Raw genomic sequence first — 25,296 nt, forward strand, 5'->3', positions numbered from 1 at the left:
AACATGAAACGGTTACTTAGTATAATTTATTATTTGATAATATATCCGTATTATAAATTGGCATTTAAACATATCGGATATAGGTCTAAGATTGTCTCTCCACTTAAAATCGAGGGATATTCAAATATTTCAATTGGAAGTAGAGTCAATATTGAATATAAAACATGGTTGGCAGCTTTTCCCCATACAGGAGCTGCAACTTGCAACTTGATCATTGGAGATGGGACCAATATTGGGCATTTTAATCATATTTATGCTACAGAAAGTATAACCATAGGAAAAAATGTTTTAATAGCAGACAAAGTATATATATCTGATAATCTGCATAGTTATGATGATATAAGCCTTCCTGTTTCTAAACAACCCATAAAACAACTAAAAGCTGTGAATATAGGAGATGGTACATGGCTGGGCGAAAATGTATGCGTAATTGGTTCAAGTATTGGAAAAGGATGTGTAATAGGCGCCAACAGCGTGGTAACAAAAGACATACCGGATTATTGTGTGGCAGTTGGAAGTCCGGCAAGAATAATAAAAAAATATGATGCGAAATCAGGTACGTGGTTAAAAACATCACCGGATGGCACGTTTATAATTCATTAATTGATTAAAAACTTATTTTTAAAATAGCTAAATGAAAAAAGTACTAATTACAGGTGGAGCGGGATTTATTGGAAGCAATTTGGCCTTATTGTTATTAAGTAGAGGATATGAAGTTACCGTTCTTGATAACCTTTCGCCTCAGATACACGGAGAAGATGCAGAAAATGCATCCCCTTTATTTTTATCAATAAAAAACAGGGTGAATTTTATTAAGGGTACGGTTACCTCAAAAACAGATTGGGAAAACGCCATAAACGGGCAAAATATCATTGTACATTATGCAGCAGAAACTGGTACAGGTCAGTCAATGTATGAAATTGCAAGATATACAGAAGTTAATATACAAGGCACCGCGTTAATGCTTGATATTTTAGCTAATAGTAAGCACAACGTTGAAAAGGTAATTGTTGCCTCTTCGCGATCAATATATGGCGAAGGGAAGTATTATTCTGATGAGCTCAATACTTATATTTACCCTAAACATCGTGTATCTGAATTTATGGATAACGGTGATTTTGAGGTGAAGTATCAGGGCAATGTCAGTCCGTTAAAGTTGGTCGCAACTGATGAAGAATCAAAAATACATCCTTCTTCTGTTTATGGTATTACCAAACAAAATCAGGAACAAATGATTATGACAGTTTGCCCAACAATAGGCATTGCTCCAGTGGCGTTCCGATACCAAAATGTTTACGGCCCAGGGCAGTCTCTTTCAAACCCATATACGGGTATCCTTTCTATTTTTTCAACACTTATAAGAAATAAAAAAAGCATTAATGTTTTTGAAGACGGGAAAGAAAGCCGTGATTTTGTATTTATCGATGATGTTGTACATGCAACATACTTAGGAATAGTAAACAATGAGGCAAATGGGCAGGTATTTAATGTTGGTTCTGGAGTGCCAACAGATGTTTTAACCGTGGCCGAAATGTTGATTAAACATTATGATATCAGGGTACCTCTCAATATATCAGGTAATTACCGTACTGGTGATATCAGGCATAACTATGCTGATTTAAATAAAATAAATAAAACTTTAGGTTTTGTTCCTGCAGTTGACTTTGAAACTGGCATTGCAAAGTTTGTACAATGGGTTAACGAGCAGCAGATAAGTGATGATAAATTTGAAGAATCAATCGCGGAAATGAAAGAAAAGGGGCTTTTTAAATAATAGTTTATGGCAAAAGTTGGTTTGGTTACCGTATTATTTAACAGTGATAAAGTACTTGAAGGCTTTTTTAAAAGCTTGTCTATACAGACATTTAAAGATTACCACTTGTATTTAATTGATAATACAAGTAGCGAGGATACAGATAATCTATTGCTTGAGCTAAGTGTTAAATATGCTATAACTAATTATACACATATTAAAAACCCAGATAATGCGGGCGTTGCAAAGGGTAATAATCAGGGTATTGAACTGTCGTTAAAGCAAGGTACAACACATACTTTGTTACTTAATAATGATATTGAGTTTAATCAACCTGAGCTTCTTGGAAATATGTTACGCCATGCTGAAAAAAACAATGAGTCCATTATCATACCTAAAATATTTTTTCATGATAATGGCAAAATTTGGATGGCAGGTGGTAAATTTTTAATGCTTAAAGGTTCAACCATTCATATCGGAGAGGGGGATGATGATGGGCCGCGGTATAGTGCTGAAAGTTATTTTAAATATGCTCCAACCTGTTTTATGCTTATCAATAACAAGGTTTTTTATGACGTTGGCTTAATGGATGAAAAGTATTTTGTTTATTATGACGATACCGATTTTATATTTAGAACAGTCGAAAAAGGTTATCTGGTTAAATTATTACCACAATTGCATGTTTATCATAAAGTTAGCTCGCTTACCGGGGGAAAAGAATCTCTTTTTTCCATTTATTATGGAACAAGAAACAGAATTTACTTTATTCGCAAAAACCTAAAAGGCCTAAAGTACTTGTGCTCCTTATGTTTTACTATGAGTACCCGTTTTGTGAGATTTATCCAATTCGATTCAAAACAAAAGATTCAAGTTATTAAAGGAGTTCAAGAAGGTTTTAAATTATAATTGTAGATGAGGGGTTATATATCAGACATTTTATACGGAGTTACTTAGATACCCAATCTTTCTATGAAAAAAGCAATTCCGAATTTGTTTTTCCTTTTTTTAACAGCGCCTATATTGTCTCCATTTGTTGGGGGCGTAACAATCTACCTGTCATCGGTTATCATTTTATTTGATATCCCCTTTATTTTATGGGCAGTAAATAAGTTTGATAAGAACAAGATTATTATAGTCGTTGGGATGTCGGTTTTGATGGCATTGGCTTGTTTTAATGTAGCTTTGTTTCTAAAAATACAAATGTTGTTGCTTTCTGTAACATATATGTTTTATTGTTATGAAGCAGGCTTTTTCTATTTGTATCAATGGTGTTTTATTAACGTGCTAATAGCACTGTTACAATTCACTTTGATTTTTATTGATCCGACTTTAGCTTATCAAATCGGTCCTACCAATATCGCCAGTGTTCTTTTAGGTAAGTTTGCCGGACCTACTTTTACAAACTTCTATGCCATTTCACTTCTTCCCAGGGTTAGCGGGCTATCAAGGGAAGGAGGATTTTTTGCATCTCTTTTAGGCACCACATTTTTTGTATTGATCAATGACCCTAAGATAAAAAGCGGGAAGAAAAAATTTTACATTACCTTTTTAATAATTGGCATCATAATATCACTTTCAAAAACCACCCTGATATTATTGATAGTGCCGTTCATTTTACTTTTTAGAAGATATTTAAACATGCTGCAGGAATATGGTGTGGCCATTGTTTACACCATTATCCTGATAATATTTTTTAATCACCTGCTATTAACATCCGACTTTTTTACCGACGTTGCCAATAACTCAATGGTTCACCGTTTTTCGGGATACGCACTCACACCATACGCAAGTTTGATCGATTTTGTAAGGGGGATTAGCATTTATGATTTAATGGAACGGTCCAGAAAAGGCATGGAAGCCATGACACTTGAATTTAGAGATTCAGGAATAAAGGAGTTTTGTGGTCTTCCGGCACTTTATTTGGGATATGGGGTTCAAGTGTTTGCTTTGTTTTTAATTTTTACAAGGTATCTAAATTTAAAAGGTATCGGTATTGCGCTTATTATTATTCTGACAACAAATGTTAGCCCGCTAACTTGCGATGGTTTCGTAGTAATTTCCTGGTTTTTTGCTTTTTATATTAGTAATAATATTAACAAGTCAGCAAATTCCACTTCACTTTTACCCAACGTTAATATTCAGTAATAACCTTAATTTTGGAAAAACAAAAAAAAAATATCATTATTAACGCCCGCTTCCTTACCCAAAAACTTACTGGCGTACAACGTTTTGCTATTGAAATAGCAAGGCAATTAAACGAAATGATGCCCGATCTTGTTTTTGTAGCCCCTTCAGATATCATTCACCATGAAGTGGCAGCTGAATTAAACGTAATTATTATAGGAAAATGCAAAGGAGTTATGTGGGAGCAGCTTGATTTACCTCTGTATTTAAAAAGGAATAACAAACCACTTCTTATTAACCTATGCAATGTTGCGCCGCTGTTTTATACCAACCAGGTCATAACTATACATGACGTTGCCTCTTTCGTTAATCCGCAATGGTTCAGCAAAAACTTTGTCAGATTTTATAAATTTCTGATGCCGCGGATCAGTAAGAAGGCTAAACTAATATTCACAGTCAGCGATTTTTCCAAAGCCGAAATCATAAAGTATCTCCATGTAGATGCCGTAAAAATAAAAGTTGTATACAATGGCGTATCGGAGCTTCCTGCTCCTTCGTTTATTGAAACAAATTATGGCAAATACATACTGGCAGTTGGATCAATTGATAAAAGGAAAAATATCCAGAACCTGGTGGAGGCTTTTGGGTTAATTAAGCATAAGAACTTTAAACTTATAATTGTTGGCGATAGCAATGCTATTTTTAACAATGAGGGTAATGAAAATCTGAAAACACGCAACGATATTATATTTACCGGGAGGGTTAACGATCATGAACTGGCTAATTTATATACCGGAGCACAATTGTTTGCGTATCCAAGTTTATATGAAGGCTTCGGGATCCCGCCGCTTGAAGCAATGGCTTACGGCTGCCCCACTTTAGTATCTGATATAGGCAGTTTGCGTGAAGTTTGTGGCAATGCCAGCATGTATATAAACCCACTTGATACAAAAGAGATTTCAAAGGGTATTGATTTACTCATTGATGATAGCACATTACGTAACACTCTTGTTAAAAATGGGAACCAAAATTTAAAGCGGTTTAGCTGGGAAAACTCGGCCATGCAAATTTTTAATTCTATTACTTTTTTAATTGCACAATCTTGAAAGTCGCATTAGTACACGAATGGCTTACCGTAATTGGTGGCTCTGAAAATGTTTTCAAAGAAATTGCTGCATTGTATCCCGATGCAGATATTTATACGTTGGTAGCCCGCGATGAAACCATCGTGAAACTTGGCCTTTCTGACCATAAAGTTACAACCTCTTTTATTCAGAAATTGCCATTTGCCAAAACCAAATACAGAGCGTACCTACCTCTGTTTCCCTTGGCGGTAGAACAATTTGATCTCTCGAGCTATGATTTGATCATTTCATCTTCACATGCTGTAGCCAAGGGAGCTTTAACTAATTCCAACCAAATCCATGTTTGCTATTGCCATTCGCCGATACGTTATGCCTGGGACTTGCACCACCAATATTTGAAAGAATCGGGGTTGGATAAAGGTTTGAAAGGATTCATAGCAAAATATCTGCTGCACCGCATCAGGATATGGGATATCATAAGCACCAACCGCGTTGATCATTTTATTGCTAATTCAAATTATATAGCTAAGCGAATTAAAAAGGTTTACGGACGGGAAAGCAAGGTTATATATCCAAATGTAGCTACCGAAGACTTTTTACCTGTTTATGAGAAAAAAGATTACTATGTTACCTGTTCGAGATTTGTTCCTTACAAAAAAATTGATCTGATTGTACAGGCATTTGCTCAAATGCCTGACAAAAAATTATATGTGATTGGTGAGGGGCCGGATTTCAAAAAGGTGAGCAAATTAGCCGCCCCAAATACAATATTACTCGGTTATCAATCCTTTGATGTGCTTAAAAAATATCTCGCCGAAGCTAAAGCCTTTGTATTTGCCGCCGAAGAAGATTTTGGTATTTTACCTGTTGAAGCCCAGGCTTGTGGCACCCCAGTGATTGCCTTTGGTAAAGGCGGCGCGTTGGAAAGCGTCATAGAAAACAAAACAGGGATATTCTTTTATGAGCAGTCTGCAAAAGCTATTAAAGAAGCCGTTGAGGCTTTCGAGGTTAACATATCATTATTTAATTATAAAGAAATCACCCAGCACGCCTCTTCTTTTTCAACAGATAGATTTAAAAATGAGTTAATTAGCTGCATTAATCAAAAAATACAAAATAAAATAGAAAATAATTAGTTTATAGCTGTAGCGTTTCAGATGTAGTCCCCGTAATTAAGTTTAACAAACATTGATTTTATTTTAAAAAACAATTCGTTTTAGTAAAATTATTATATTTGCACAACTTAACCCTGATCGCAAATGCGTTACTCAAGATTACTCCAACCATTTACATTTTTATGTGATTTAATATTATTAAATATCGCACTCCAATGTGCTCATTTACTTATACTTACGTTCTATTCGTCCGAAATACAGTCAATCGACTTTTTATTATTAGTTAATCTAACCTGGGTCACTATAGCTTCGGTAACTAAAAACTATACTATAAAAAGGCCACTGATATTAAGTGACAATTTAAGCAAATTCATGTCCTCGATAGTGTACCATCTCGTAATGGTTCTGGGCATAGTTTATTTCTTTAAACTTTATGAGGTAAGCAGAATGGTAATGTTTTGCACTTATCTTTTGTTTTTCATTTTAATAGTAGTACAACGCTCTTTGATCTTTTTCACGCTTGATTATATTCGAAAAAAAGGCTATAACATTAAGCACGTTATAATCATTGGAAATGCAGATATCGTTAATAGGGTAAAAAAATCATTTTCACGGCACCCGGAATATGGATACAATTTCATCACCACCATACCTGAAGAAATGATTGAAAGTATGCCTCACGAGGTATTATTTGATAAAATACTCGAAGCCAGGCCTGATGAAGCATTTATATGCTATAAATTTATGGATCAGCTTTTATTGAATAAACTTGTGGCCCTGGGCGATCATCATTCCATAAAGATCAAATTAGTGTCGGATCTTGTTCTTGATAACAGCTATGCCAGTATTGTCAATTATGAAAATTTGCCGGTAATACAAATTTCTTCATCAATTGAAATCAGCCTTAAAATTATTTTATTTAAACGCTGCTTTGACATTTTGTTTTCGCTTTTTGTAATGATTCCAGGCCTCCCTGTGTTTATTGTATTAGCCATAGTAACCAAGCTAACTTCAAAAGGCCCAGTTTTTTATCGCCAGGAAAGAATTGGCAGGAATCACAAACCATTCAGCATGTATAAGTTCAGAAGCATGTACGTAAACTCAGAACAGGCTGTTCCCTTACTGTCAAAAGATAAAGACCCGAGAATTACTAAATGGGGTTTATTTTTACGTAAATCCCGCCTGGACGAGTTGCCGCAATTTTGGAATGTTTTAAAAGGAGATATGTCTATTGTTGGGCCAAGGCCGGAGCGGCAATATTTTATCGAGCAACTTATAGAAGAATCGCCTAATTATAAAAAACTATTTAAACTTAAACCCGGCCTTACTTCTATAGGCCAGGTAAACTATGGTTATGCGGAAAATGTCCAGGAAATGCGCGACAGAATTCGTTATGACCTTATTTATTTAAAGAACATCAACTTTAATAACGACTTAGGCATAATTTTCCAAACTATAAAGGTAATGGTGCAGCTTAAGGGTAAGTAATACAGTATTACACAGCTGCCCATGAACCCGGGGTAACGTGTGGTAAAACTTATAGGTAATTAAAAACAAAGCAGGACGTTTCATTACACCCTGCTTTGTTTTTTTGATATAAACAGGTTTAACTTCACTTTACGAAAACAATGTTGTTCCGGGTACGATAGAGCCAGAAAGTGGCGCCTGATAGCCTTATATCCCCTATCGCAGCAAAACACCGCCCGGCATTACATGAAATGGTAACAACCTATCTCTTACAATCGGTTGCTCCCATCACATACTTGGCGAAAATCTGCCGTTCAACTATTTATAAAAATCATATATTCGATTATAATCAATGCAATTGAGTTTATGACTTTCGATATAGAAATCCTGATCAGGTTTTTGCTGGCCCTTTTGTGGGGTGGACTTGTAGGCGCCGAGCGAGAGTATCACGGCAAAGCGGCTGGTTTCCGTACAACCATTATGATATCTTTTGGTGCATGTTTTTTCACCTTGATGTCAACAGCCATCGGTTCTCCCAATAATGCAGACAGGATTGCCTCAAACGTTGTCACAGGCATTGGCTTTCTTGGTGCCGGTGTTATTTTCAGAGGCGAAAATCGGGTTAATGGCATCACTACAGCAGCTACTATCTGGGCGGTTGCTGCAGTAGGAATGGGCATTGGTGCCGGTTATTACTTAGCAGCCGGCTGTGCCAGTATAATGATCCTGTTCATACTTGCAGTACTTCCTTTCTTTCAAAAGAAAATAGACTATTATAATCAATCCAAAACATTTTACATTAAATGCCCTGTTTCAGCAAATGGCATCACATTATGCGAAAATATGATGAAAGATCATAAACTGAAATTCAAGATGGTTAAAAGGGTTAAAGAAAGTAATTATATGCTTTTAACATGGCAACTTCAAGGACCTTCTGCAAAAATGGAGCTGTTCATTAACTCAATTACTGATCTTTCTCTTATCGAACATTTTGAGTTTTCGTGATACAATTACTGTTTGTTCCATGTAGACGTCGGTTTAGTTATTGATACATGTTTGAAAATAGGAAACACTTTGGTATACGGGTAGATGGAGTACTTTACTCGCTTATATCGATGGATAAAATAAGTCCCCCCAACTTTTCTACCTGATCCGGATTACCATGAACAATCATGGTAATGTTTAAATACAAAAAGTCCCTTTAAATTGCTTCAAAGGGACTCTCGTCTTTTTTAGTGCGGAAGAAGGGACTCGAACCCCCACGCCGTGAAGCGCCAGATCCTAAGTCTGGTGCGGCTACCAATTACGCCACTTCCGCGTTTCTGTTTTAACAGGCTGCAAAGATAGTGTTTAATATTATACTTAAAAACATAATTTTCATTTTTTTGCTATCATGCTCATTTAGTAGCAATTAATTTTCCATCACCCCCTTCAACAGTTGTTTAAAGTACATTGGAGCATATAAAAGTCGGTTACCATACCAGGAAAACATTTCACCATCTACCAAAATCACTTTGGCGTCAGGCAAAATGGCCTTAAACTCATTTATATGTTTTTCGCGAAATGGATATGGCTCAGTTGACAGAAAAACAAGGTCTGGCTTAGCAGCAATCAGGGCATCCGCATCAATTTCCGGATAACGCTCAACATCTGTTACATTATTTAACCCGCATATTTGCATCATACAATCAATGAAAGTTCCCTTGCCTGCAAGCATATAGGGTTTACGCCAAATGAGGTAAGCGACATTGAGCTTGGTTGAGGAAAGCTTTATGCCATTAAGCAGATGCTTTATTTCCTTGCAGAGATCGTTTGCTTGTTCCAGCCGACCAGTAACATCACCAATGCCGTTAATCATTTGTAGGGCCGAATCCAGGTCAAAAATATCACTAATCCATACCGGACAAATATTCATTAATTCTTCTACCTGAAAACGGTCGTTCTCTTCTTTATTGGCAATAATTAAATCAGGGTTAAGCAACCGGATTTTTGCAATATCAAGTTGCTTGGTCCCCCCTATTTTAGCAATTGATTTAACGTTTTCCGCGGGGTGAATGCAAAACTTAGTAACGCCAATTACCCTGGCATCTAAGCCAAGGTAAAAAAGCAATTCTGTTTGAGATGGTACAATAGAAATGATACGGTTAGGCGGCCGGGAAAGTTTAACCTCTCGATTTAGCTGATCCCGGAATATCAGCATGTTAAAATGCGTTCTTTTCGCCTTTAAACACGTTCCATACGGTCAGGAATATGATTTTCATATCCAGCAGGAACGACCAGTTTTCAAGATACCAAACATCGGCCTCAACGCGCTCAAGCATCGCCTGGGTGGTTTGAGTTTCGCCTCTTAAGCCAGACACCTGGGCCCAACCGGTAATGCCCGGCTTAAGAAAATGTCTTACCATAAAGGTATCAATGAGTTGCGAATATTGTTGAGTATGGCTTATCATATGTGGCCTTGGCCCAACAATAGACATGTTGCCTAATATAACGTTAAAAAACTGCGGCAATTCGTCAATACTGGTTTTACGGATAAAAGCTCCTGACTTAGTTATGCGCGAATCACCACGCGTGGCCTGTTTTTTATCCGAATCATGATTAACCCTCATGCTACGGAATTTATAGCATTTAAAAGGCTTATTGTCCCTGCCGGAACGCTCCTGAACGAAGAATATCGGCCCCTTTGATTCGAGCTTTATAATAATGGCCAGGATAGGGAAAAGCCAGCTAAAAATAAACAGGATAACAAATATCGAAAAACAGATGTCAAATAAGCGTTTGATAGAACGGTTAAGCATATTCTCCAAAGGTTCGGGCCTTACGGATATGATTGGAATATGACCAAAACTTTGTATAAACGTTGGCTTTTTGGCATAATCGTAATATTCAGGCACAAACTTAAACCTGATCAGGTTTTTATCGGCGTCAAGCATCAACTGCTCTATCTTGTCTGCATCTGAATTTGGAAGCGTACAAAATATTTCATCAACCTTATTATTAAGCACATAGCTTATGCAGTCATTAGTACCGCCTAAATAAAGATTTTTATCCAGAACAGTATCGATCCCGTCATCAAAAAAACCTACAAGATTGTAACCGCGTTCGGGGTTTTGTTTAAAAAAGCTGTAAAGATCCGATCCGATCCGGCCTCCGCCAATAATGATAACCGTACGTGTATCAATAAGTGAAGAGCGGTCGCTTTTACGGATGGTAAGGAATATCAGCTTCCACAAACCAAGCAGAAAACCAAACAATGCCAACGAATAAAACAGATACTCACGCGTTATAAAATACGCATTAGTTCCTATCAATATAATGATAGTGAAACAGATAAAGCTTACAAACAGCAAATAGGTTTTAATTACGCCGCGATAAGTTTTAATTGAATCTTTATTAAGTACATGCTCATACAAGCCGGTAATATTTGCAGACAACAGCCAGATAAGGTTAAAAACCAACACAATAGGCAAGTATTTCCTGTTGTTTATCCAAAAGATGTATGACCGGTCTTCGATGAAGTAAGAAATTACCATGCTCATATTAAGTATAATATAATCGATGGTAAGGTTCACTGCTTTAATAAAAGTAGCGTATCTGTGAATCATGTATATGTGCTTATGTAGTATGCAACCTGCTAAAATTACTATAATTATTTATAAATAACAATGTCATAATTAAATGAAGACACCGTTACAAATGTATTATTCCCACAGCCACAAAATTAAAAATTAAGAAATTTATTCAAAATGAAATCTCTGTTAACAGTGAAAAAAATATGAATTTTATGTGAAAAAATAATTGTAAAAACAACATTTACAACCGTCCATTTACAACTTCCTTGTTTAAAATACCTTTGATGTCATAAATTACGGATGATGGCGTATGTTTTAAACCATTGTAGTCGAGATTGTAAAACTCCCGATGCGCCACGGCCACAACAATGGCATTATATGCACCGCTTAGCTCACCGTAGTTTTTCAACGTAGATATCCCGTACTCCCTTTTTACTTCATCCGGATCGGCCCATGGATCATATATTTCGCAAGTGGCATCAAAGCCCTCAAAGCCTTTAATGATATCAATTACTCTTGTATTACGTACATCAGGGCAATTTTCTTTAAAGGTAAACCCAAGCACAAGGATTTTGGATTTTTTAACCGAAATATCATTCTTAACCATTAGCTTAATAACCTCAAGGGCAACGTAACTACCCATGCCGTCATTAAGCCTTCGCCCGGCCAGTATAATTTCAGGGTGATATCCCATTTGCTGGGCTTTAGCAGCAAGATAATACGGATCAACTCCTGTACAATGCCCCCCCACAAGGCCCGGTTTAAAATTCAGAAAATTCCATTTGGTGCCTGCAGCCGCCAATACTGCGTGGGTATCAATATTCATGATGCTGAATATTTTGGCCAGCTCATTTACAAAAGCAATATTAATATCGCGCTGCGAGTTTTCTATCACCTTGCACGCTTCGGCAACTTTAATAGCAGGAGCTTTATGTGTTCCAGCTTTTACTATCGATTGATATAAGCCGTCAATAAAATCAGCAGCTTCAGGCGTTGAACCCGAGGTTACTTTTAAAATATTAGTTAACGTATGAACCTTGTCGCCGGGATTTATACGTTCAGGCGAATACCCGGCGAAAAAATCATTGTTATATTGCAAACCCGATTCTGCCTGCAAAACCGGCACACAAACTTCTTCTGTTACTCCGGGGTAAACTGTCGATTCATAAATAACCACATCTCCCCTCTTTAGTACACTTGCTATTGATTTACTTGCCTTTGTAAGCAAGCTCAGATCAGGGCGGTTATGCTGGTCAGTAGGCGTAGGCACCGAAACTATATAAACGTTGCACGAAGCAATATCAGTTACCTGCGATGTAAAAGTTAAGCCTTTACCTTCATCCGTTAAGCCTAAAACCGTCGATAGTTCATCGGTACTGGTTTCAAGGGTCCGGTCAAATGCATTGTTCAGCTCATCAACCCTGCTTTGCTTAATATCAAAACCTTTTACAGGATATTTTTTTGCAAACTCAACTGCGAGAGGCAATCCCACATAGCCAAGACCTATTATTGCAATACGAATATTTGCAGGAGCCTGAAATTTATTAGTGATCGAATTTGATTGATCAGACATTTAATTTAACACGGTAGATATGATAGATACCGGTAAAGATAATCAAATATTACCAAAATCTGGTGCCCCCTATGCAAACAGCAAGCGATCAAAGCTAACTTAAAGCGATTTTAAGCAGTATAGATCTGATAAACACCTGTTATTGAACGGTTACTTGCAGTGCCAACCAACAAGGTGGTAATTTTCTTTTCAAGCATTAATTGCTCGGCATAACCTACAAATTCATTCTCATCAATAATGACGGGATTAACAGTCATAATTTCGGCTATGGTTAGGGTTGAAGTATCCGGGTGTTTTAATAACGCCCTGCGAAGGTCCCCATCTGTCACAACGCCTTTGATAAGGGATGAATCGCCAACCATAACCATACCCAATCTGCCTTCTGACATACGGAGCAGCAGATCCATGAATGAAGCTTCTTCATTAATAAAAGGCAGCTTATCGATACGCATCTGGTCCTTAACCTTTACCAGCAGTTTACGCCCCAAACTCCCCCCGGGATGAAAACGGGCAAAATCGTGCTGTTGAAAGTTTCTTGATTCCATTAATGCTATAGCCAGGGCATCGCCCATAACAAGCGCTGCGGTAGTTGACGACGTAGGCGCCAGCTCAAGCGGGCAAGCCTCCCGCTCAACCTTTATATTAAGATGATAACTGCAGTTTTTGGCAACGGTTGATAAGGGATTGCCGGTAATGCCTATCATTACATTTTTATTCCACTTTAAATAGGGTATCAGCTTCAGCACCTCATCAGTTTCGCCCGAATAAGAAATCAGCAACACAACATCATTGGAGCTTACCATGCCCAAATCACCGTGAAACGCCTCGCCCGGATGTAAAAAGAAACTCGGTGTACCCGTGCTGGCCAGCGTTGCGGCTATCTTTTTACCAATAAGCCCCGATTTACCAATCCCGATAACTATGAGCTTACCTGTTGATTTAAGCACAGCTTCAACAACCCGCGCAAACTCGTCATCAATTAAACCTGCTACATGCTGCAGCGATTCTATTTCAATATCAAAAACCTTTTTTGCAATGTTTTTCATAGGTCCCAACACTCATACAAAAACCTATCCTACCAAAGGGGCTAAAACTTTATCCAGTTCATGCAATTTAACCATGTTAGGGCCATCACTCAATGCATTATCAGGATCGGGATGTGTTTCTAAAAAGTAGCCGTCGGCACCAAAAGCTTTAGCAGCAAGGGCCATCATCGGTACAAAAGTACGGTCGCCGCCTGTTTTGCCGCCGGCTCCGCCAGGGCGTTGAACCGAATGCGTACAATCCATACAAACCGGATGGCCAAAAGCTTTCATATCGTGTATATTCCTGAAATCAACAGCTAAATTATTATAGCCGTACATGTTACCGCGTTCGGTTAATATTACCTGGTTGTTGCCGGCTTCAATAACTTTTTGAGCAGGATAAAACATATCATGCCCCGAAAGAAACTGGGCCTTTTTTACATTGACAATTTTACCGGTTTGAGCAGCCGCAACCAATAAATCTGTTTGGCGGCATAAAAACGCAGGGATCTGCAATATATCAGCAACTTCGGCTACAATAGCAGCCTGGAAAGGCTCATGAATATCAGTAGTAACAGGCAGGCCAAAGCGTTGCTTAACATTGAGCAGCATTTCCATGCCTTTTTCCAGACCCGGGCCACGGTACGAGTGTATTGAAGTACGGTTAGCTTTGTCAAACGATGATTTAAAGATCACCGGAACGTTGTACTTCTGACCTGCTTCGGCAACCTTTTCGGCAACAGTATATAACAACTCCTGGTTTTCCATAACACAGGGACCAAGAATAAAGAACGGCTTTTGGTTTATTTGTTCAAACAGCATATTGTTAGGATATATTTATCAGCCACAAAGATGCTGATTTTTTTGAGAATCATACAGAAGGGGTTATTTCCTCCCGGGCAGACGCACATAAATAAATTAACGGGTTGACACTTTTCAAATAAACAGCTTACAAGATATTCATAATCAAATATTATTTTTTACCAGGGTTACACTACACTGATATTTTTGAGCACTTGAGTAAGTCCGAATATTTAATGTTTTTGCCCTATACTTCTCCCCTTCTTTATCCATAAGGAAAAATATTCGGAAAAATTTGCGTAAGTAATTGCTTACATATAAATTTGTAAGCAATTACTTACATATTATATTTTGATGAGACGAGACGTTTTCCAGGCCATTGCCGATCCAACCCGCAGGGATATCATTAACCTGATAGCTTTCAAACCAATGAACCTGAATGCCATTGCGGATAATTTTGATGTAAGTCGCCCTGCAATATCCCAGCATATAAAAATCCTTACCGAATGCGGCCTTATCGCCATTAAAAAACAAGGCCGCGAAAGATATTGTGAGCCCCGCCTGAAACAGCTTGACGAAGTAGCCCGGTGGGTTGAACGCTACCGCAAAGTTTGGGAAGAAAAATTTGACGCCCTTGATGACCTGCTTGAAGAATTAAAAAACAATGATAAACCTTTAAAATAATCAATTATGACAAAGCAATTCTGGATCAATCTGCCAGTAAAAGATGTAAATGTATCGAAGGAGTTTTTCAGCAAACTCGGGTTCCGTTTTAATTCGCAATTTGGTAACGGGCCAAATTCTGCAGCCATGCAGGTTGGCGAAAAAGATGTTACGGTTATGCTTTTTGATGAAGCTACATTTAAAGGCTTTGTTGAAAATTGCGGCCTTGCCGATACAGCCAAAGGAGTTGAGGTATTGTTATCTATAGATGCCGAAAGCAAGGAAGAAGTTGACCAGCTGGCACAGAAAGCCATAGAAGCAGGTGGCAAAAGCAACCATAAGCCCCGCGAAATGGATGGCTGGATGTACGGCTGCCTGTTTACCGACCCTGATGGACACAGCTGGAATGTGCTACATATGGATATGAGCAAAATGCCAGGAAGGTAAAAATACAACTTGTCGCTATCGCCCCCTTATCTCGTCGTTTTTGCACGCTATTTGCCTTTACCGCTGCTGGTAACTTTGAGATATCAAAAGCAACAAATTTTAAACGTTAAAAAACTGAAACCATGGCAACATTTAAAGCAACCCAGAAAGTAACTCCTTTTTTATGGTTCAACGGAAACCTTGAAGAAGCATTGAAATTTTACACCTCGGTATTTAAAAACTCAGAAAGTGAGGTAAGCTCGCTTACCGATCCTGGCAACGGTCGCAAAATGATAGTTGGGACATTCCGGATAGAAGACCAGCAGTTTTTAGCATTAGATGGCGGACCGATGTTCAATTTTTCGCCTGCTACTTCGTTTTACATCAACTGCAAAACACAGGAAGAAATTGATTACCTGTGGGAAGCCTTACCGGCAGATGGTGGTAAAACCAATCAATGCGGCTGGCTTGATGATAAATTTGGCGTCACCTGGCAAATTGTTCCTGAAGTTATGAGCGAACTACTTTACAACAATGAAAATCCTGAAAAAGCAAAAAGGGTTATGGCAGCAATGATGCAGATGACCAAAATGGATATCAAACTTTTACAGGAAGCTTACGATAACGATTAACCAATCACCTAAATAAAAAAACACCATGATCACCACAAAAAATCAAACCGGCATTAAAGCCGAACCCGGCAAACAGGAGATTTTTATAACTCGTGAATTTGAAGCGCCTCGCGAACTTGTTTTTAAGGCCTTTACTGATCCTGAACTTATTGTTAGATGGCTTGGCCCGCGCGAGCTTAAAATGCGTATAGACAAATACGACTGCCGCAGCGGAGGCGCTTACCGTTATATCCATACCGACCCGGCTGGCAATGATTACGGTTTTCACGGTGTTATCCATGATGTAACCGCACCCGAACGCATCATCCAGACTTTTGAATTTGAAGGCTTACCAGAAAGCGGCCACGTTACACTTGAAACTACCAGATTTGAAGCTTTACCTGATAATAGAACTAAGGTAACCGTTCAATCAGTTTTTCAGTCTGTGGCAGATCGCGATGGCATGCTGCAATCAGGTATGGAACGAGGTGTAAACGATTCTCACAGCCGTTTGGACGAACTGTTTGAAGCAGGAGAAATTGTATGAAAGCCAAAAGCGGAATGCAAAAAGCTTAAAGCCGACTTTAATACAATTAACAATATCTCGTTATTACGTACCCTTTTTGATTGCTTCAAGTATCGTTCTGATTTTTTTCTGAGCCGCTTTTGTACTGATCTCATGTTTCATAACCATCAGACAATTGCGGCAAAGGCAATCCGGGTAGGTTAAACGGATATAGTCACGTTCCTGATCCGTAAAGTTGATACCCTGGCACTGACAAAGTAAAATACTGCCAACCTTACATTCAAAAGGCGCATTACACCGCGGGCAATGTTTGTTTTCATGATTTGCCATAACATATATAAAACTGCTGTGCGCTTACAAATAAGGCACAGCAGTTTATTGTTTTATGCGGTTACATTATTTATTACGCTTTCGCGGATGGCTTTTGCAGCCTCTACCATTTCTATTAACGCTTTTTTAGTTTCATCCCAGCCGCGGGTTTTTAAACCACAATCTGGATTTACCCAAAGCTGGGCATCAGGAATTACAGCCTGTGCACGTTTAAGCAAATAAATCATCTCCTCCCTGTTGGGTACGCGGGGCGAATGAATATCATACACACCCGGGCCAATTTCATTAGGATATTTAAAATCGGCAAAAACATCCAGTAGTTCCATTTGCGAGCGCGAAGTCTCTATCGTGATCACATCCGCGTCCATATCGGCAATATTTTTAATGATATCATTAAACTCCGAATAACACATGTGTGTATGGATTTGCGTGCTATCCTGAACGCCGCTCGCCGAAATCCGGAAAGCTTTAACCGCCCAATTGAGGTAATTGGCCCTGTCATCCCTGCGAAGCGGTAATCCTTCGCGAATAGCAGGTTCATCTATCTGTATAATCTTGATACCAGCACTTTCCAGATCGCATACTTCATCACGAATTGCTAAAGCTATCTGCGTACAGGTTTCAGAGCGTGGCTGGTCATTCCGCACAAACGACCATTGCAAAATAGTTACCGGGCCGGTTAACATACCCTTCATCCATTGCGAAGTTAATGACTGCGCATAAGCCGACCATTTTACGGTCATTGCCTCTGGCCTTGATACATCGCCATAAATAATAGGCGGCTTAACACAACGGCTACCATAGCTCTGTACCCAGCCGTTTTGCGTAAAAGTAAAACCAGCCAGTTGTTCGCCAAAGTATTCAACCATGTCATTACGTTCAAACTCGCCATGCACCAGTACATCCAAACCTATTTCCTCCTGCCATTTTACAGCCTTTTCGGTTTCATCTGCTATCAGTTTATCATATTCGGCTGTGGTTAATTCCCCTTTCTTTAAACGGGCGCGCCAGCTGCGCACCTCGGTTGTTTGCGGGAATGAACCTATAGTTGTGGTAGCAAAAAGCGGCAGATCAAGCAGAAGCTGCTGTTGTTTTTTTCGATCGTGGAAAGTGCTTATACGCTGTGCATCACTTTCGGTAACTGCACTCGCCCGTTGCTTAACAGCCTCATTGTGAATAAGACGAGAGACCCGGCGGGATTCGTTTGCTTCCCTATTTTTGGCCAGTTGGTGCAAACTGCTGTCGCTAACTACATCTTCCGATAACCGGCTTAACAATACCACTTCGTTTATTTTTTGACGGGCAAAGGCCAGCCATTGTTTAATTTCGGAAGTAAGTACCTCTTCGTTGGTTTCATTTTGCAAATCACATGGCGAATGGATCAATGAACACGAGGGGGCAATCCAAACGCGGTCGGCCCCCAGTTTATCTTTCGCATTGTTTATAATACCCAACGAGTTGATAAAGTCATTCTTCCAGATGTTGCGACCATCAACAACCCCTAAAGAAAGGACCGTTTTTTTAGGAAGATGCGCAATTACATCATCCAATTGCTGTGGCGCACGAACCAGGTCGATATGTAAAACATCAACCGGCAATGAAGCTGTTAAAGCCGTGTTATCTCCTAATCGTTCAAAATAAGTTGCCAGTATTATCTTCAGGAAAGGAAACTCTTTTCTGAGCTGGGCATAGGTGTCTCTAAATACCCGCTGTTGTTTTTCGCTTAAATCAAGCGTTAAAAATGGCTCGTCAAACTGAACCCATTCAACACCTAAGGTTTTGAGCTTATTCAGGATATCAAAGTAAACGGGTAGTAAATTTTTAACAAGGTCTATCCTGTCAAACCCAGCTTCTTTTTCTTTGCCTGACAACAGGTAAGATACCGGGCCAAGCAATACCGGCTTACTGGTGATACCCAGTTGCTTGGCCTCATAAAACTCGTCAATAACCTTGGTTGAGAAAAGCTTAAACTGCTGATCTTTATAAAACTCGGGTACTATGTAATGGTAATTGGTATCAAACCACTTGGTCATTTCCATAGCCACAATATCCAAACCTTCTTTTTGATAGCCACGCGCCATAGCAAAATACAGGTCGAGCTCGGTATTGCCTTTTTGTTGAATTACCTCGTGATAGCGCTTTGGAATAGCACCAAATGTTAAGGAATGATCAAGCACCTGGTCATAAAACGAAAAATCATTTGATGGGATCAGGTCAATCCCTGCTTCCTTTTGCAGCAACCAGTTTTCTTCCCTGATGTATTTACCAACAGTAAGCACATTTTTTAGCCCAGTTTTGCCTGCCCAGTAGTTTTCGCAGACCTTTTTTAATTCGCGCCGGCTACCAATACGCGGATAGCCTAAATTTTGCGTTAGCATTTCTTTTAATTGATTAAATGAATAAATCGGTTAAAAGCCCCTTCAGCTAAGCTTCGCGATGTTTTGTGATATGTAAAAATGGAGAGAATATATGGGTACGCGCCCTTATAACGGAATGATCCCGAACAGGCAAGCAATCATAACCCTGACCAGAGCTTCATACCGCGAAAGCACCGTCAATTCAGTATTAGGCAGGTCTCCTGACTTGTAACATTTTTGCCGCCCTTCCCAATCGCCGGCAGGCGATCAGTGGGCATTATTGGCAAAAACCTTTTGTGTTACTTACAGTTGCGCGACAGTTCGTGATTTGCACACGATTCCCTATTAATCTACAATTAAGTAAAACCTATACCGGTTGTTGAAGTAAAGTAAAGAACTTATCGCGGCAAATATAAGGATATGCCACTTGAATATTCAGGTTATTTTATTTGTCATAACAAACTCCTTTAAAAATCACACTATCCGGCCTTACAATTAGATATTCCTGTTTCGCTATAAGTCACACAACGGTCAACAAATAATTAACCCTTACAAACCGTTGAATTATACCATTCCCGGTGCAAACCTATCCTTAACTTTGGCGGCTTCTATGAGTCAGCAAACACGTACAAATACTCCGGGTTTTGGCTGGGCGGTATTAACTACCAGCCTCGCTTTCGTGGTAGCCCAGCTTGATGTTTCTATTGTTAATATAGCTTTGCCCGAAATTGCAAAAGCGTACCATGCCGGTATCAGCACCCTGCAATGGGTAATAGATGCCTACACGCTTGCCTTTGCCGTATTGATGTTATCGGCAGGCAGCCTTAGCGATCTCTTGGGATCAAAAAAGATCTTCCAGATAGGTTTAATCGTTTTCGGTATTGCATCGGCAGGCTGCGGCTTGGCACCAGATGCCCTTACGCTTATCATTTTCAGGATAGCCCAGGGAGTCGGGGCGGCTATGATGATACCAAGTTCACTTGCACTGCTCAATCATCAATTTGCGCATACACCACAGCTACGAACCCGCGCCGTAAGTTTATGGACCGCAGCCGGAAGCTCGGCCCTGGTGGCAGGCCCTACCATCGGCGGTTTATTAATAGCATTTAGCAACTGGCGCTATATTTTCATTGTTAACATCCCCATTTGTATCATCGGTTACATTCTGAGCTTTAAAATGGAGCAAACTGCAAAAACAAACAAAAAAAGCTTTGACCTGGCAGGACAGCTCACCTGGATGCTATCCATCACAACACTCATCAGCATCATTATTGAAGTACCAAGACTTGGGTTTAATAACGGATTAATCTGGGGCGGACTGATACTAAGTTTATTGCTGTTCGGCATGTTTTTATGGATAGAAAGCAAAGTTGCGCACCCCATGCTACCGTTTCATTTGTTTAAATCAGGGCAATTTAATGCGCTTTTGATATTGGGAGCTGTTTTAAACGGATCATACTATGGTACTGTTTTTATCCTGAGTCTTTATTTGCAAAAAGTACTGAACTATCCTTCCCTTATTGCCGGGTTCGCATTCCTGCCGCTTACAGCAGGCTTTGTTATTTCAAATGTAATCAGCAGCCGCATTATTAACCGTTACGGAATACGTAAACCGATTGTTGCGGGGTTAATCATGTTTGCAGCCGGTTTTACGGGTTTATTTATTGCTCACGAGCATACGCCTTACATTCAGCTATTTTTGCCTTTCCTGATTATCCCGATGGGAATGGGGCTTGCTGTACCGGCCATGATCAACGGAATCTTGTCAAGTGTAGATAAAACCTTATCGGGCACAGCCTCTGCTATTTTAAATACATCAAGGCAAACAGCCGGTGCTATCGGTGTAGCCGTTTTTGGCGCAATGGCAGCCGGAGGCAGCCTGTCTATTTTAGGAGCAGTATCTAAAAGTGCCGCTATTTCCATTGGGCTAACAGCTTTAGCTTTGTTTTTAGTAACCCGGAGCGTGAAAAAGTAAATACATAGTATTATCAAAACGCAAAAGAAGCCGGCAAATAATTGCCGGCTTCTTTTGTGCTGTAAAAGATCAGCTGATATTTTCATATCGCTACTTCGGCAGTCAAAACAACAGCAGCTTCCTGTTCTTTTTGATGCACTGCCCTTGCTTTGTTAAAAAGCACCAGAGTGATAACCGCAATTATGGCGAATGACAAATAAGCTATCCCTAACAATTGCTGATTTTTGATAGCCATCAGGTTCACAATTCCGTAGCTAAAAAATGAAGTAATGATATAAAGCGATCCGCCTGTTACCCCACTGGCAATACCTGCATTTTTTGAGAACCGGCCTAAACAATAAGCAAAAATGTTATTGAACACAAAGCCAGATAACAGGTGAACCAATACCGTAAACGCCATTAGTGTAAACAAGCTTGTTTTAATGCCAGCTGTAAAAACCATTAAAGCGGCAAAACTTAATTGAAGCGCAAGCGCTATGGATACTTTTTTAACCAGCGGTCTCTTAATAAGTGTTTTAGAAATTATCCCCCCGGCCATTAATGACACCCCGGAAAGCAACGAACAATAACCAGTTACCACAGGCGAAAAATGAAATATATGCTCGATAATAAAAGGACTGCTCATACCATATACCACTAACATGGCGTAGCTCAACGAGATCAGGATAAGGCCCAACGAAAAATCGCGGGTTTTAATGGTAGATAAATAAGCCTGCAAAATACTTTTTGCCTTAAATGGATGGTAGTTTTTTAATGATTCGCCGCCGTACGCCAATTCTAAAACCAACAGCGAAAGTGTCGCTATTCCAAGAAAAAGAAAATTTGATTCCCAGCCAAAGGCCGCTTCCAGGTATCCGCCGATGAAAGGCGCAACAATAGGTGCGGTTGCCCAGATAATAGAAAACAGACTGGTGTAATGCTTCAACTGTTCGCCCGAGTACATATCTACAAAGTAGGCCCGCTTACCAACTACAATAAGCGCCACCGTGATACCTTGTAAAACACGCATAGCATAAATAAGGTTAATGTTATGACAAATGGCTATGGTAAAACTCGCAAACGCAAACACAAGCAAAGAGATTGTGCCGATACGATAACGGCCAAAGCTATCAAGCAAACTACCAACAAAAAGCTGACTAACACCCGAGCTGATCATGAATGCGATAAGAGAAAGTTGCACTGCCGAATTATTAACAGCCAATTCCTTTGCCATTGACGGAAGCGAGGGTATATAAATATCAGTTGCAAAACCCGAAAGCGGAATCAGCGCAAACGCTAAAACAGTACTGATGCCCCTGTGATGTTCTTTTATAAGTTTCATAACTCAATGCTAAATTTTATTGAAATCAAAAAAGTATTAATTGTGTATTTCTTTATTACCGGCAAACAAAAGTAGACTAAATGGTTTATTAAATAAAACCATTTAGTCTACCTTTAATCATATTTACATTCCCGTGTCAATCCTGTTTTCTAAGCATCTGCCAACACACAGAATAATAAAATCAATGTAAAAAAACGAACAACCTTTGTATCTGGCCCAATACAAAAACTTCAATAATTAATTAACTTTCAATTACTTACAACAAAAAAGAGGCATCACATTACCTTCACTAACAGTTACCACGCTTTACTTTTTTAAACCATTTAGTCTATATTTGCGTATTAAATAATTGAAAATGAACAAAGGCGAGCAAAAAAGGCAATTCATTATTGAAAAGGCTGCTCTTTTATTTAATGAAAAAGGAATTGCCGGTACTTCAGTTGATGATGTGCTTGAAGTTGCCAATACAAGCAAGGGCTGTTTTTACGGTCATTTTGAAAGCAAAGACGAATTGGCCCAGGCTTCTGTTGATTTCCTTTTAGGTAAACTTACCGACAGGCGAAACAACACCATCAACAAGCACAAAACTGCTATTACAAAAATTTATGCAGTATTGGATAACAGCAAGAACCCGCTTAAAAGCTATATTGACGGTGGTTGCCCGATAGTTAACTTCTCAACAGAAACAGATGACACCAATCCCGCTATTAAAAAGAAAATAAAGGATATGGTAAGTGCTGGCATCGCTGCTATTACTAATATTATAAAAGATGGCATTGCAAGCGGCGAACTCTCAAATGCTATAAATGCTGATGAATTTGCCACAAGGATGATGTTATCTATAGAAGGCGGAAACGTACTTTGCCGTGTATTAAATAGCACCAAGCCCATGCAGGTAATGATTAAAAACCTGAAAGAAGAGCTGGCATCATACGCCCTGGAAAAAGCCTAAACAAATTATGGCTTTGCGATAGCATCATTGATCAACTGTTCAGCCTGAACACTTCCCGGACCGGGAGCATCAAAACTGAGCATTTTGCCTTCTTTATCAATAAGTATATATTTTGGAATAGCGTTGGCTATGTAAGCCTGCGCCACTGTACCTTCGTTATCATAAAGTTGCAGCCAATCAGGTTTTTCCTCTTTGAGGGCGTTCCTCCACTCCTTTTCTCCGTCGTGCACAGCAATACTTACAAAAGCCACCTGTTGATTGGTTTTAAATTTGTCACTCAGTTTTTTGTATGCAGGCATCTCCTGGCGACATGGGCCGCACCAGCTTGCCCAAAGATCAATATAGATAACTTTTCCTTTAAAATCGGACAGGCTAAAAACCTTGCCGTGGTCACTGGGTAAAGTAAACGTCGGAGCCGGTTTACCAATTTGCACCTGCATTAACTGTTGCTTCTTCTCAATAAAATTATTGGCAAGGTTTTTCTTTAAAACAGGATTGCCAATAGCATTGATAAATGTCTGCATTTCCTTTTGTCCGGCAATCAATTGCGCTATAGCGTTGGATCCACCAATTCTCTTTTCAACATAACGGTTAAGATAAAAATCCCTCACTTTTCCGGTAAAAAGTAGTTTGATTTTTTCAAGCGTATAACCAGGCTTCTTTACAGCAGCCGAATCGCGCAGTAAATCCAACCGTTGTTCATAAGTATAGTAAAGCGGCAAAAACCATGATTTATAATCTTCTGATAATAAATACTCATCATGCGATACACCATTTAAGAATGCAGGCGGTGTGTTTTTCGCCACCAGTTCCCGCATTTCCGCTGTATTGTATTTAACCAAATCAAGATGTTGGAGCAGCATGTAAAAGTTTAAGCTTTGATTATCTAAATCAATCATTTTCTTAAACGTATTGGAATATTTATCCTCCATTGCGGGTTTCCTAAATACTACATTTAATACTGAATCTTCCAGCGTTTTTGATTTTTTAAGGAACTGTATTAATTCGTCTGTCTTCAGATCATACCATGCGGTCTTGTCATTCCGTGCTACCAGGATCGAATCTAATTTCACCCTGTATTGATTGACCTGGCCGCCTATCCCGCCAATCTTCTTAGTTTTTGACAATCTGACGTAATCGGCGGCATCACCGGTTATCAGGAGATTATAACCCGGAGCAACGTAGATGCGATTGATCTGCGTGTTGTTTTGCTGAATACTGGTACGTTGCGGCCGGACTATTTTGTATGTTTTTAAATAAAATTCGCCAGCGTCATTGAGCCTTATCGTATCGATAACAAACTTCCCGTTGGCATCTTCAAAAGAAATCTTTAGTGTTTTTTCGGCAGAATTGCTAAGCTTTCCCTGTATAACAAGGGGCTGGACAACGTTTTGGGCTACCCCATTGCTGATAAAATAAAAGCTGAGCAGGAGCAGGATTATTTTTTTCATAGATGTAATTGGCAGGTTTAAACAAATATAAACTTCATCAGGTGATTTCAATAAGACTTTAAGATTTAGTTTACCTACCACCCAAACCAGAATATACCTACCCCCACTATTGGCTTCGCAACAGGAACGCAGCCGTATCAACTTTTTAATATAAAAATTCAAAATATAT

Annotated in this window: 23 protein-coding genes, 1 tRNA gene and 1 riboswitch; of the genes, 14 read left to right on the forward strand and 10 right to left on the reverse strand. The window is 39.2% G+C overall.

Annotated features, from left to right (window positions below; genetic code table 11):
• Positions 1-3 precede the first annotated feature (3 nt).
• From BMX50_RS02750 to BMX50_RS02785, 8 genes are all read left to right on the forward strand, one after another.
• On the forward strand, positions 4-603 hold the full coding sequence (locus BMX50_RS02750; RefSeq protein WP_091207318.1) for an acyltransferase: 600 nt from the start codon (positions 4-6) through the stop codon (positions 601-603).
• 31 nt (positions 604-634) lie between these two features.
• The gene (locus tag BMX50_RS02755; RefSeq protein ID WP_091207321.1) at positions 635-1,774 is read left to right on the forward strand and encodes an NAD-dependent epimerase/dehydratase family protein; all 1,140 of its coding nucleotides are present in this window, start codon (positions 635-637) and stop codon (positions 1,772-1,774) included.
• Between the two features lie 6 nt (positions 1,775-1,780).
• On the forward strand, positions 1,781-2,659 hold the full coding sequence (locus BMX50_RS02760; RefSeq protein WP_091207326.1) for a glycosyltransferase family 2 protein: 879 nt from the start codon (positions 1,781-1,783) through the stop codon (positions 2,657-2,659).
• A 63-nt stretch (positions 2,660-2,722) separates the two neighbouring features.
• The gene (locus BMX50_RS02765; RefSeq protein WP_091207329.1) at positions 2,723-3,898 is read left to right on the forward strand and encodes a hypothetical protein; all 1,176 of its coding nucleotides are present in this window, start codon (positions 2,723-2,725) and stop codon (positions 3,896-3,898) included.
• An 11-nt stretch (positions 3,899-3,909) separates the two neighbouring features.
• A complete protein-coding gene (locus BMX50_RS02770; RefSeq protein WP_091207332.1) occupies positions 3,910-4,983 on the forward strand; it encodes a glycosyltransferase family 4 protein in 1,074 nt (357 codons plus the stop codon).
• Positions 4,980-6,098, forward strand: a complete 1,119-nt coding sequence (locus tag BMX50_RS02775; protein WP_091207335.1) for a glycosyltransferase family 4 protein — start codon at positions 4,980-4,982, stop codon at positions 6,096-6,098. Before BMX50_RS02770 ends, BMX50_RS02775 begins: the two co-directional genes overlap by 4 nt.
• A gap of 123 nt (positions 6,099-6,221) precedes the next feature.
• Positions 6,222-7,565, forward strand: coding sequence for a sugar transferase (locus BMX50_RS02780; RefSeq protein ID WP_091207338.1), 1,344 nt, complete (start codon positions 6,222-6,224; stop codon positions 7,563-7,565).
• 345 nt (positions 7,566-7,910) lie between these two features.
• Positions 7,911-8,549, forward strand: coding sequence for an MgtC/SapB family protein (locus tag BMX50_RS02785; protein WP_091207341.1), 639 nt, complete (start codon positions 7,911-7,913; stop codon positions 8,547-8,549).
• Between the two features lie 231 nt (positions 8,550-8,780).
• Here the strand turns inward: BMX50_RS02785 and BMX50_RS02790 are convergent.
• The 6 genes from BMX50_RS02790 to kdsA all read right to left on the reverse strand — a co-directional run bounded on the left by BMX50_RS02790 (position 8,781) and on the right by kdsA (position 14,536).
• Positions 8,781-8,862: transfer RNA gene (locus BMX50_RS02790), tRNA-Leu, on the reverse strand.
• Between the two features lie 93 nt (positions 8,863-8,955).
• The gene (locus BMX50_RS02795; RefSeq protein WP_091207344.1) at positions 8,956-9,744 is read right to left on the reverse strand and encodes a helical backbone metal receptor; all 789 of its coding nucleotides are present in this window, start codon (positions 9,742-9,744) and stop codon (positions 8,956-8,958) included.
• Between the two features lies 1 nt (position 9,745).
• Entirely contained in the window at positions 9,746-11,149 is a 1,404-nt protein-coding gene (locus BMX50_RS02800) for an undecaprenyl-phosphate glucose phosphotransferase (RefSeq protein WP_091207347.1), read from the reverse strand.
• A 208-nt stretch (positions 11,150-11,357) separates the two neighbouring features.
• On the reverse strand, positions 11,358-12,689 hold the full coding sequence (locus BMX50_RS02805) for a nucleotide sugar dehydrogenase (RefSeq protein WP_091207349.1): 1,332 nt from the start codon (positions 12,687-12,689) through the stop codon (positions 11,358-11,360).
• A gap of 110 nt (positions 12,690-12,799) precedes the next feature.
• Entirely contained in the window at positions 12,800-13,735 is a 936-nt protein-coding gene (locus BMX50_RS02810; RefSeq protein WP_091207352.1) for a KpsF/GutQ family sugar-phosphate isomerase, read from the reverse strand.
• Between the two features lie 24 nt (positions 13,736-13,759).
• Positions 13,760-14,536 carry a 3-deoxy-8-phosphooctulonate synthase gene (gene kdsA / locus BMX50_RS02815; protein WP_091207355.1) on the reverse strand — a complete coding sequence of 259 codons (777 nt, stop codon included), beginning with the start codon at positions 14,534-14,536 and terminating at the stop codon, positions 13,760-13,762.
• Positions 14,537-14,869: 333 nt separating this feature from the next.
• Between kdsA and BMX50_RS02820 the strand changes: the two genes are divergently transcribed.
• From BMX50_RS02820 to BMX50_RS02835, 4 genes are all read left to right on the forward strand, one after another.
• Positions 14,870-15,199: an ArsR/SmtB family transcription factor gene (locus BMX50_RS02820; RefSeq protein ID WP_091207357.1), complete on the forward strand. Its 330-nt coding sequence runs from the start codon at positions 14,870-14,872 to the stop codon at positions 15,197-15,199.
• 6 nt (positions 15,200-15,205) lie between these two features.
• Entirely contained in the window at positions 15,206-15,625 is a 420-nt protein-coding gene (locus BMX50_RS02825) for a VOC family protein (protein WP_091207359.1), read from the forward strand.
• A 122-nt stretch (positions 15,626-15,747) separates the two neighbouring features.
• Complete coding sequence (locus tag BMX50_RS02830) at positions 15,748-16,236, forward strand: VOC family protein (protein ID WP_091207361.1); 489 nt, start codon at positions 15,748-15,750, stop codon at positions 16,234-16,236.
• A 25-nt stretch (positions 16,237-16,261) separates the two neighbouring features.
• Positions 16,262-16,762: an SRPBCC family protein gene (locus tag BMX50_RS02835; protein WP_091207363.1), complete on the forward strand. Its 501-nt coding sequence runs from the start codon at positions 16,262-16,264 to the stop codon at positions 16,760-16,762.
• 63 nt (positions 16,763-16,825) lie between these two features.
• Here the strand turns inward: BMX50_RS02835 and BMX50_RS02840 are convergent, their stop codons facing one another.
• Together BMX50_RS02840 and metE are read right to left on the reverse strand one after the other, a co-directional pair.
• Complete coding sequence (locus BMX50_RS02840; protein WP_091207365.1) at positions 16,826-17,071, reverse strand: cysteine-rich CWC family protein; 246 nt, start codon at positions 17,069-17,071, stop codon at positions 16,826-16,828.
• A gap of 53 nt (positions 17,072-17,124) precedes the next feature.
• The gene (metE, locus tag BMX50_RS02845; protein WP_091207367.1) at positions 17,125-19,449 is read right to left on the reverse strand and encodes a 5-methyltetrahydropteroyltriglutamate--homocysteine S-methyltransferase; all 2,325 of its coding nucleotides are present in this window, start codon (positions 19,447-19,449) and stop codon (positions 17,125-17,127) included.
• Between the two features lie 172 nt (positions 19,450-19,621).
• A riboswitch (cobalamin riboswitch) is annotated at positions 19,622-19,814 on the reverse strand.
• Positions 19,815-20,038: 224 nt separating this feature from the next.
• Between metE and BMX50_RS02850 the strand changes: the two genes are divergently transcribed.
• A complete protein-coding gene (locus BMX50_RS02850) occupies positions 20,039-21,403 on the forward strand; it encodes an MFS transporter (RefSeq protein ID WP_091207375.1) in 1,365 nt (454 codons plus the stop codon).
• 82 nt (positions 21,404-21,485) lie between these two features.
• Here the strand turns inward: BMX50_RS02850 and BMX50_RS02855 are convergent, their stop codons facing one another.
• Positions 21,486-22,724, reverse strand: coding sequence for an MFS transporter (locus BMX50_RS02855; RefSeq protein WP_091207378.1), 1,239 nt, complete (start codon positions 22,722-22,724; stop codon positions 21,486-21,488).
• 355 nt (positions 22,725-23,079) lie between these two features.
• Between BMX50_RS02855 and BMX50_RS02860 the strand changes: the two genes are divergently transcribed.
• Complete coding sequence (locus BMX50_RS02860) at positions 23,080-23,676, forward strand: TetR/AcrR family transcriptional regulator (protein WP_091207380.1); 597 nt, start codon at positions 23,080-23,082, stop codon at positions 23,674-23,676.
• A 5-nt stretch (positions 23,677-23,681) separates the two neighbouring features.
• Here BMX50_RS02860 and BMX50_RS02865 read toward each other — a convergent pair whose 3' ends face one another.
• On the reverse strand, positions 23,682-25,127 hold the full coding sequence (locus BMX50_RS02865) for a TlpA family protein disulfide reductase (protein ID WP_091207382.1): 1,446 nt from the start codon (positions 25,125-25,127) through the stop codon (positions 23,682-23,684).
• Between the last annotated feature and the right edge of the window lie 169 nt (positions 25,128-25,296).

It is taken from the genome of Mucilaginibacter gossypiicola, from assembly GCF_900110105.1.
GTDB lineage: Bacteria > Bacteroidota > Bacteroidia > Sphingobacteriales > Sphingobacteriaceae > Mucilaginibacter > Mucilaginibacter gossypiicola.

Excerpts from the sequence above, each read along its gene's own strand:
- BMX50_RS02750 (WP_091207318.1), top strand. The coding sequence starts at position 4 with ATGAAACGGTTACTTAGTATAATTTATTATTTGATAATATATCCGTAT.
- BMX50_RS02755 (WP_091207321.1), top strand. The coding sequence starts at position 635 with ATGAAAAAAGTACTAATTACAGGTGGAGCGGGATTTATTGGAAGCAAT.
- BMX50_RS02760 (WP_091207326.1), top strand. The coding sequence starts at position 1,781 with ATGGCAAAAGTTGGTTTGGTTACCGTATTATTTAACAGTGATAAAGTA.
- BMX50_RS02765 (WP_091207329.1), top strand. The coding sequence starts at position 2,723 with ATGAAAAAAGCAATTCCGAATTTGTTTTTCCTTTTTTTAACAGCGCCT.
- BMX50_RS02780 (WP_091207338.1), top strand. The coding sequence starts at position 6,222 with ATGCGTTACTCAAGATTACTCCAACCATTTACATTTTTATGTGATTTA.
- BMX50_RS02785 (WP_091207341.1), top strand. The coding sequence starts at position 7,911 with ATGACTTTCGATATAGAAATCCTGATCAGGTTTTTGCTGGCCCTTTTG.
- BMX50_RS02795 (WP_091207344.1), bottom strand. The coding sequence starts at position 9,744 with ATGCTGATATTCCGGGATCAGCTAAATCGAGAGGTTAAACTTTCCCGG.
- BMX50_RS02800 (WP_091207347.1), bottom strand. The coding sequence starts at position 11,149 with ATGATTCACAGATACGCTACTTTTATTAAAGCAGTGAACCTTACCATC.
- BMX50_RS02805 (WP_091207349.1), bottom strand. The coding sequence starts at position 12,689 with ATGTCTGATCAATCAAATTCGATCACTAATAAATTTCAGGCTCCTGCA.
- BMX50_RS02810 (WP_091207352.1), bottom strand. The coding sequence starts at position 13,735 with ATGAAAAACATTGCAAAAAAGGTTTTTGATATTGAAATAGAATCGCTG.
- kdsA (WP_091207355.1), bottom strand. The coding sequence starts at position 14,536 with ATGCTGTTTGAACAAATAAACCAAAAGCCGTTCTTTATTCTTGGTCCC.
- BMX50_RS02820 (WP_091207357.1), top strand. The coding sequence starts at position 14,870 with ATGAGACGAGACGTTTTCCAGGCCATTGCCGATCCAACCCGCAGGGAT.
- BMX50_RS02825 (WP_091207359.1), top strand. The coding sequence starts at position 15,206 with ATGACAAAGCAATTCTGGATCAATCTGCCAGTAAAAGATGTAAATGTA.
- BMX50_RS02830 (WP_091207361.1), top strand. The coding sequence starts at position 15,748 with ATGGCAACATTTAAAGCAACCCAGAAAGTAACTCCTTTTTTATGGTTC.
- BMX50_RS02835 (WP_091207363.1), top strand. The coding sequence starts at position 16,262 with ATGATCACCACAAAAAATCAAACCGGCATTAAAGCCGAACCCGGCAAA.
- BMX50_RS02840 (WP_091207365.1), bottom strand. The coding sequence starts at position 17,071 with ATGGCAAATCATGAAAACAAACATTGCCCGCGGTGTAATGCGCCTTTT.
- metE (WP_091207367.1), bottom strand. The coding sequence starts at position 19,449 with ATGCTAACGCAAAATTTAGGCTATCCGCGTATTGGTAGCCGGCGCGAA.
- BMX50_RS02850 (WP_091207375.1), top strand. The coding sequence starts at position 20,039 with ATGAGTCAGCAAACACGTACAAATACTCCGGGTTTTGGCTGGGCGGTA.
- BMX50_RS02855 (WP_091207378.1), bottom strand. The coding sequence starts at position 22,724 with ATGAAACTTATAAAAGAACATCACAGGGGCATCAGTACTGTTTTAGCG.
- BMX50_RS02860 (WP_091207380.1), top strand. The coding sequence starts at position 23,080 with ATGAACAAAGGCGAGCAAAAAAGGCAATTCATTATTGAAAAGGCTGCT.
- BMX50_RS02865 (WP_091207382.1), bottom strand. The coding sequence starts at position 25,127 with ATGAAAAAAATAATCCTGCTCCTGCTCAGCTTTTATTTTATCAGCAAT.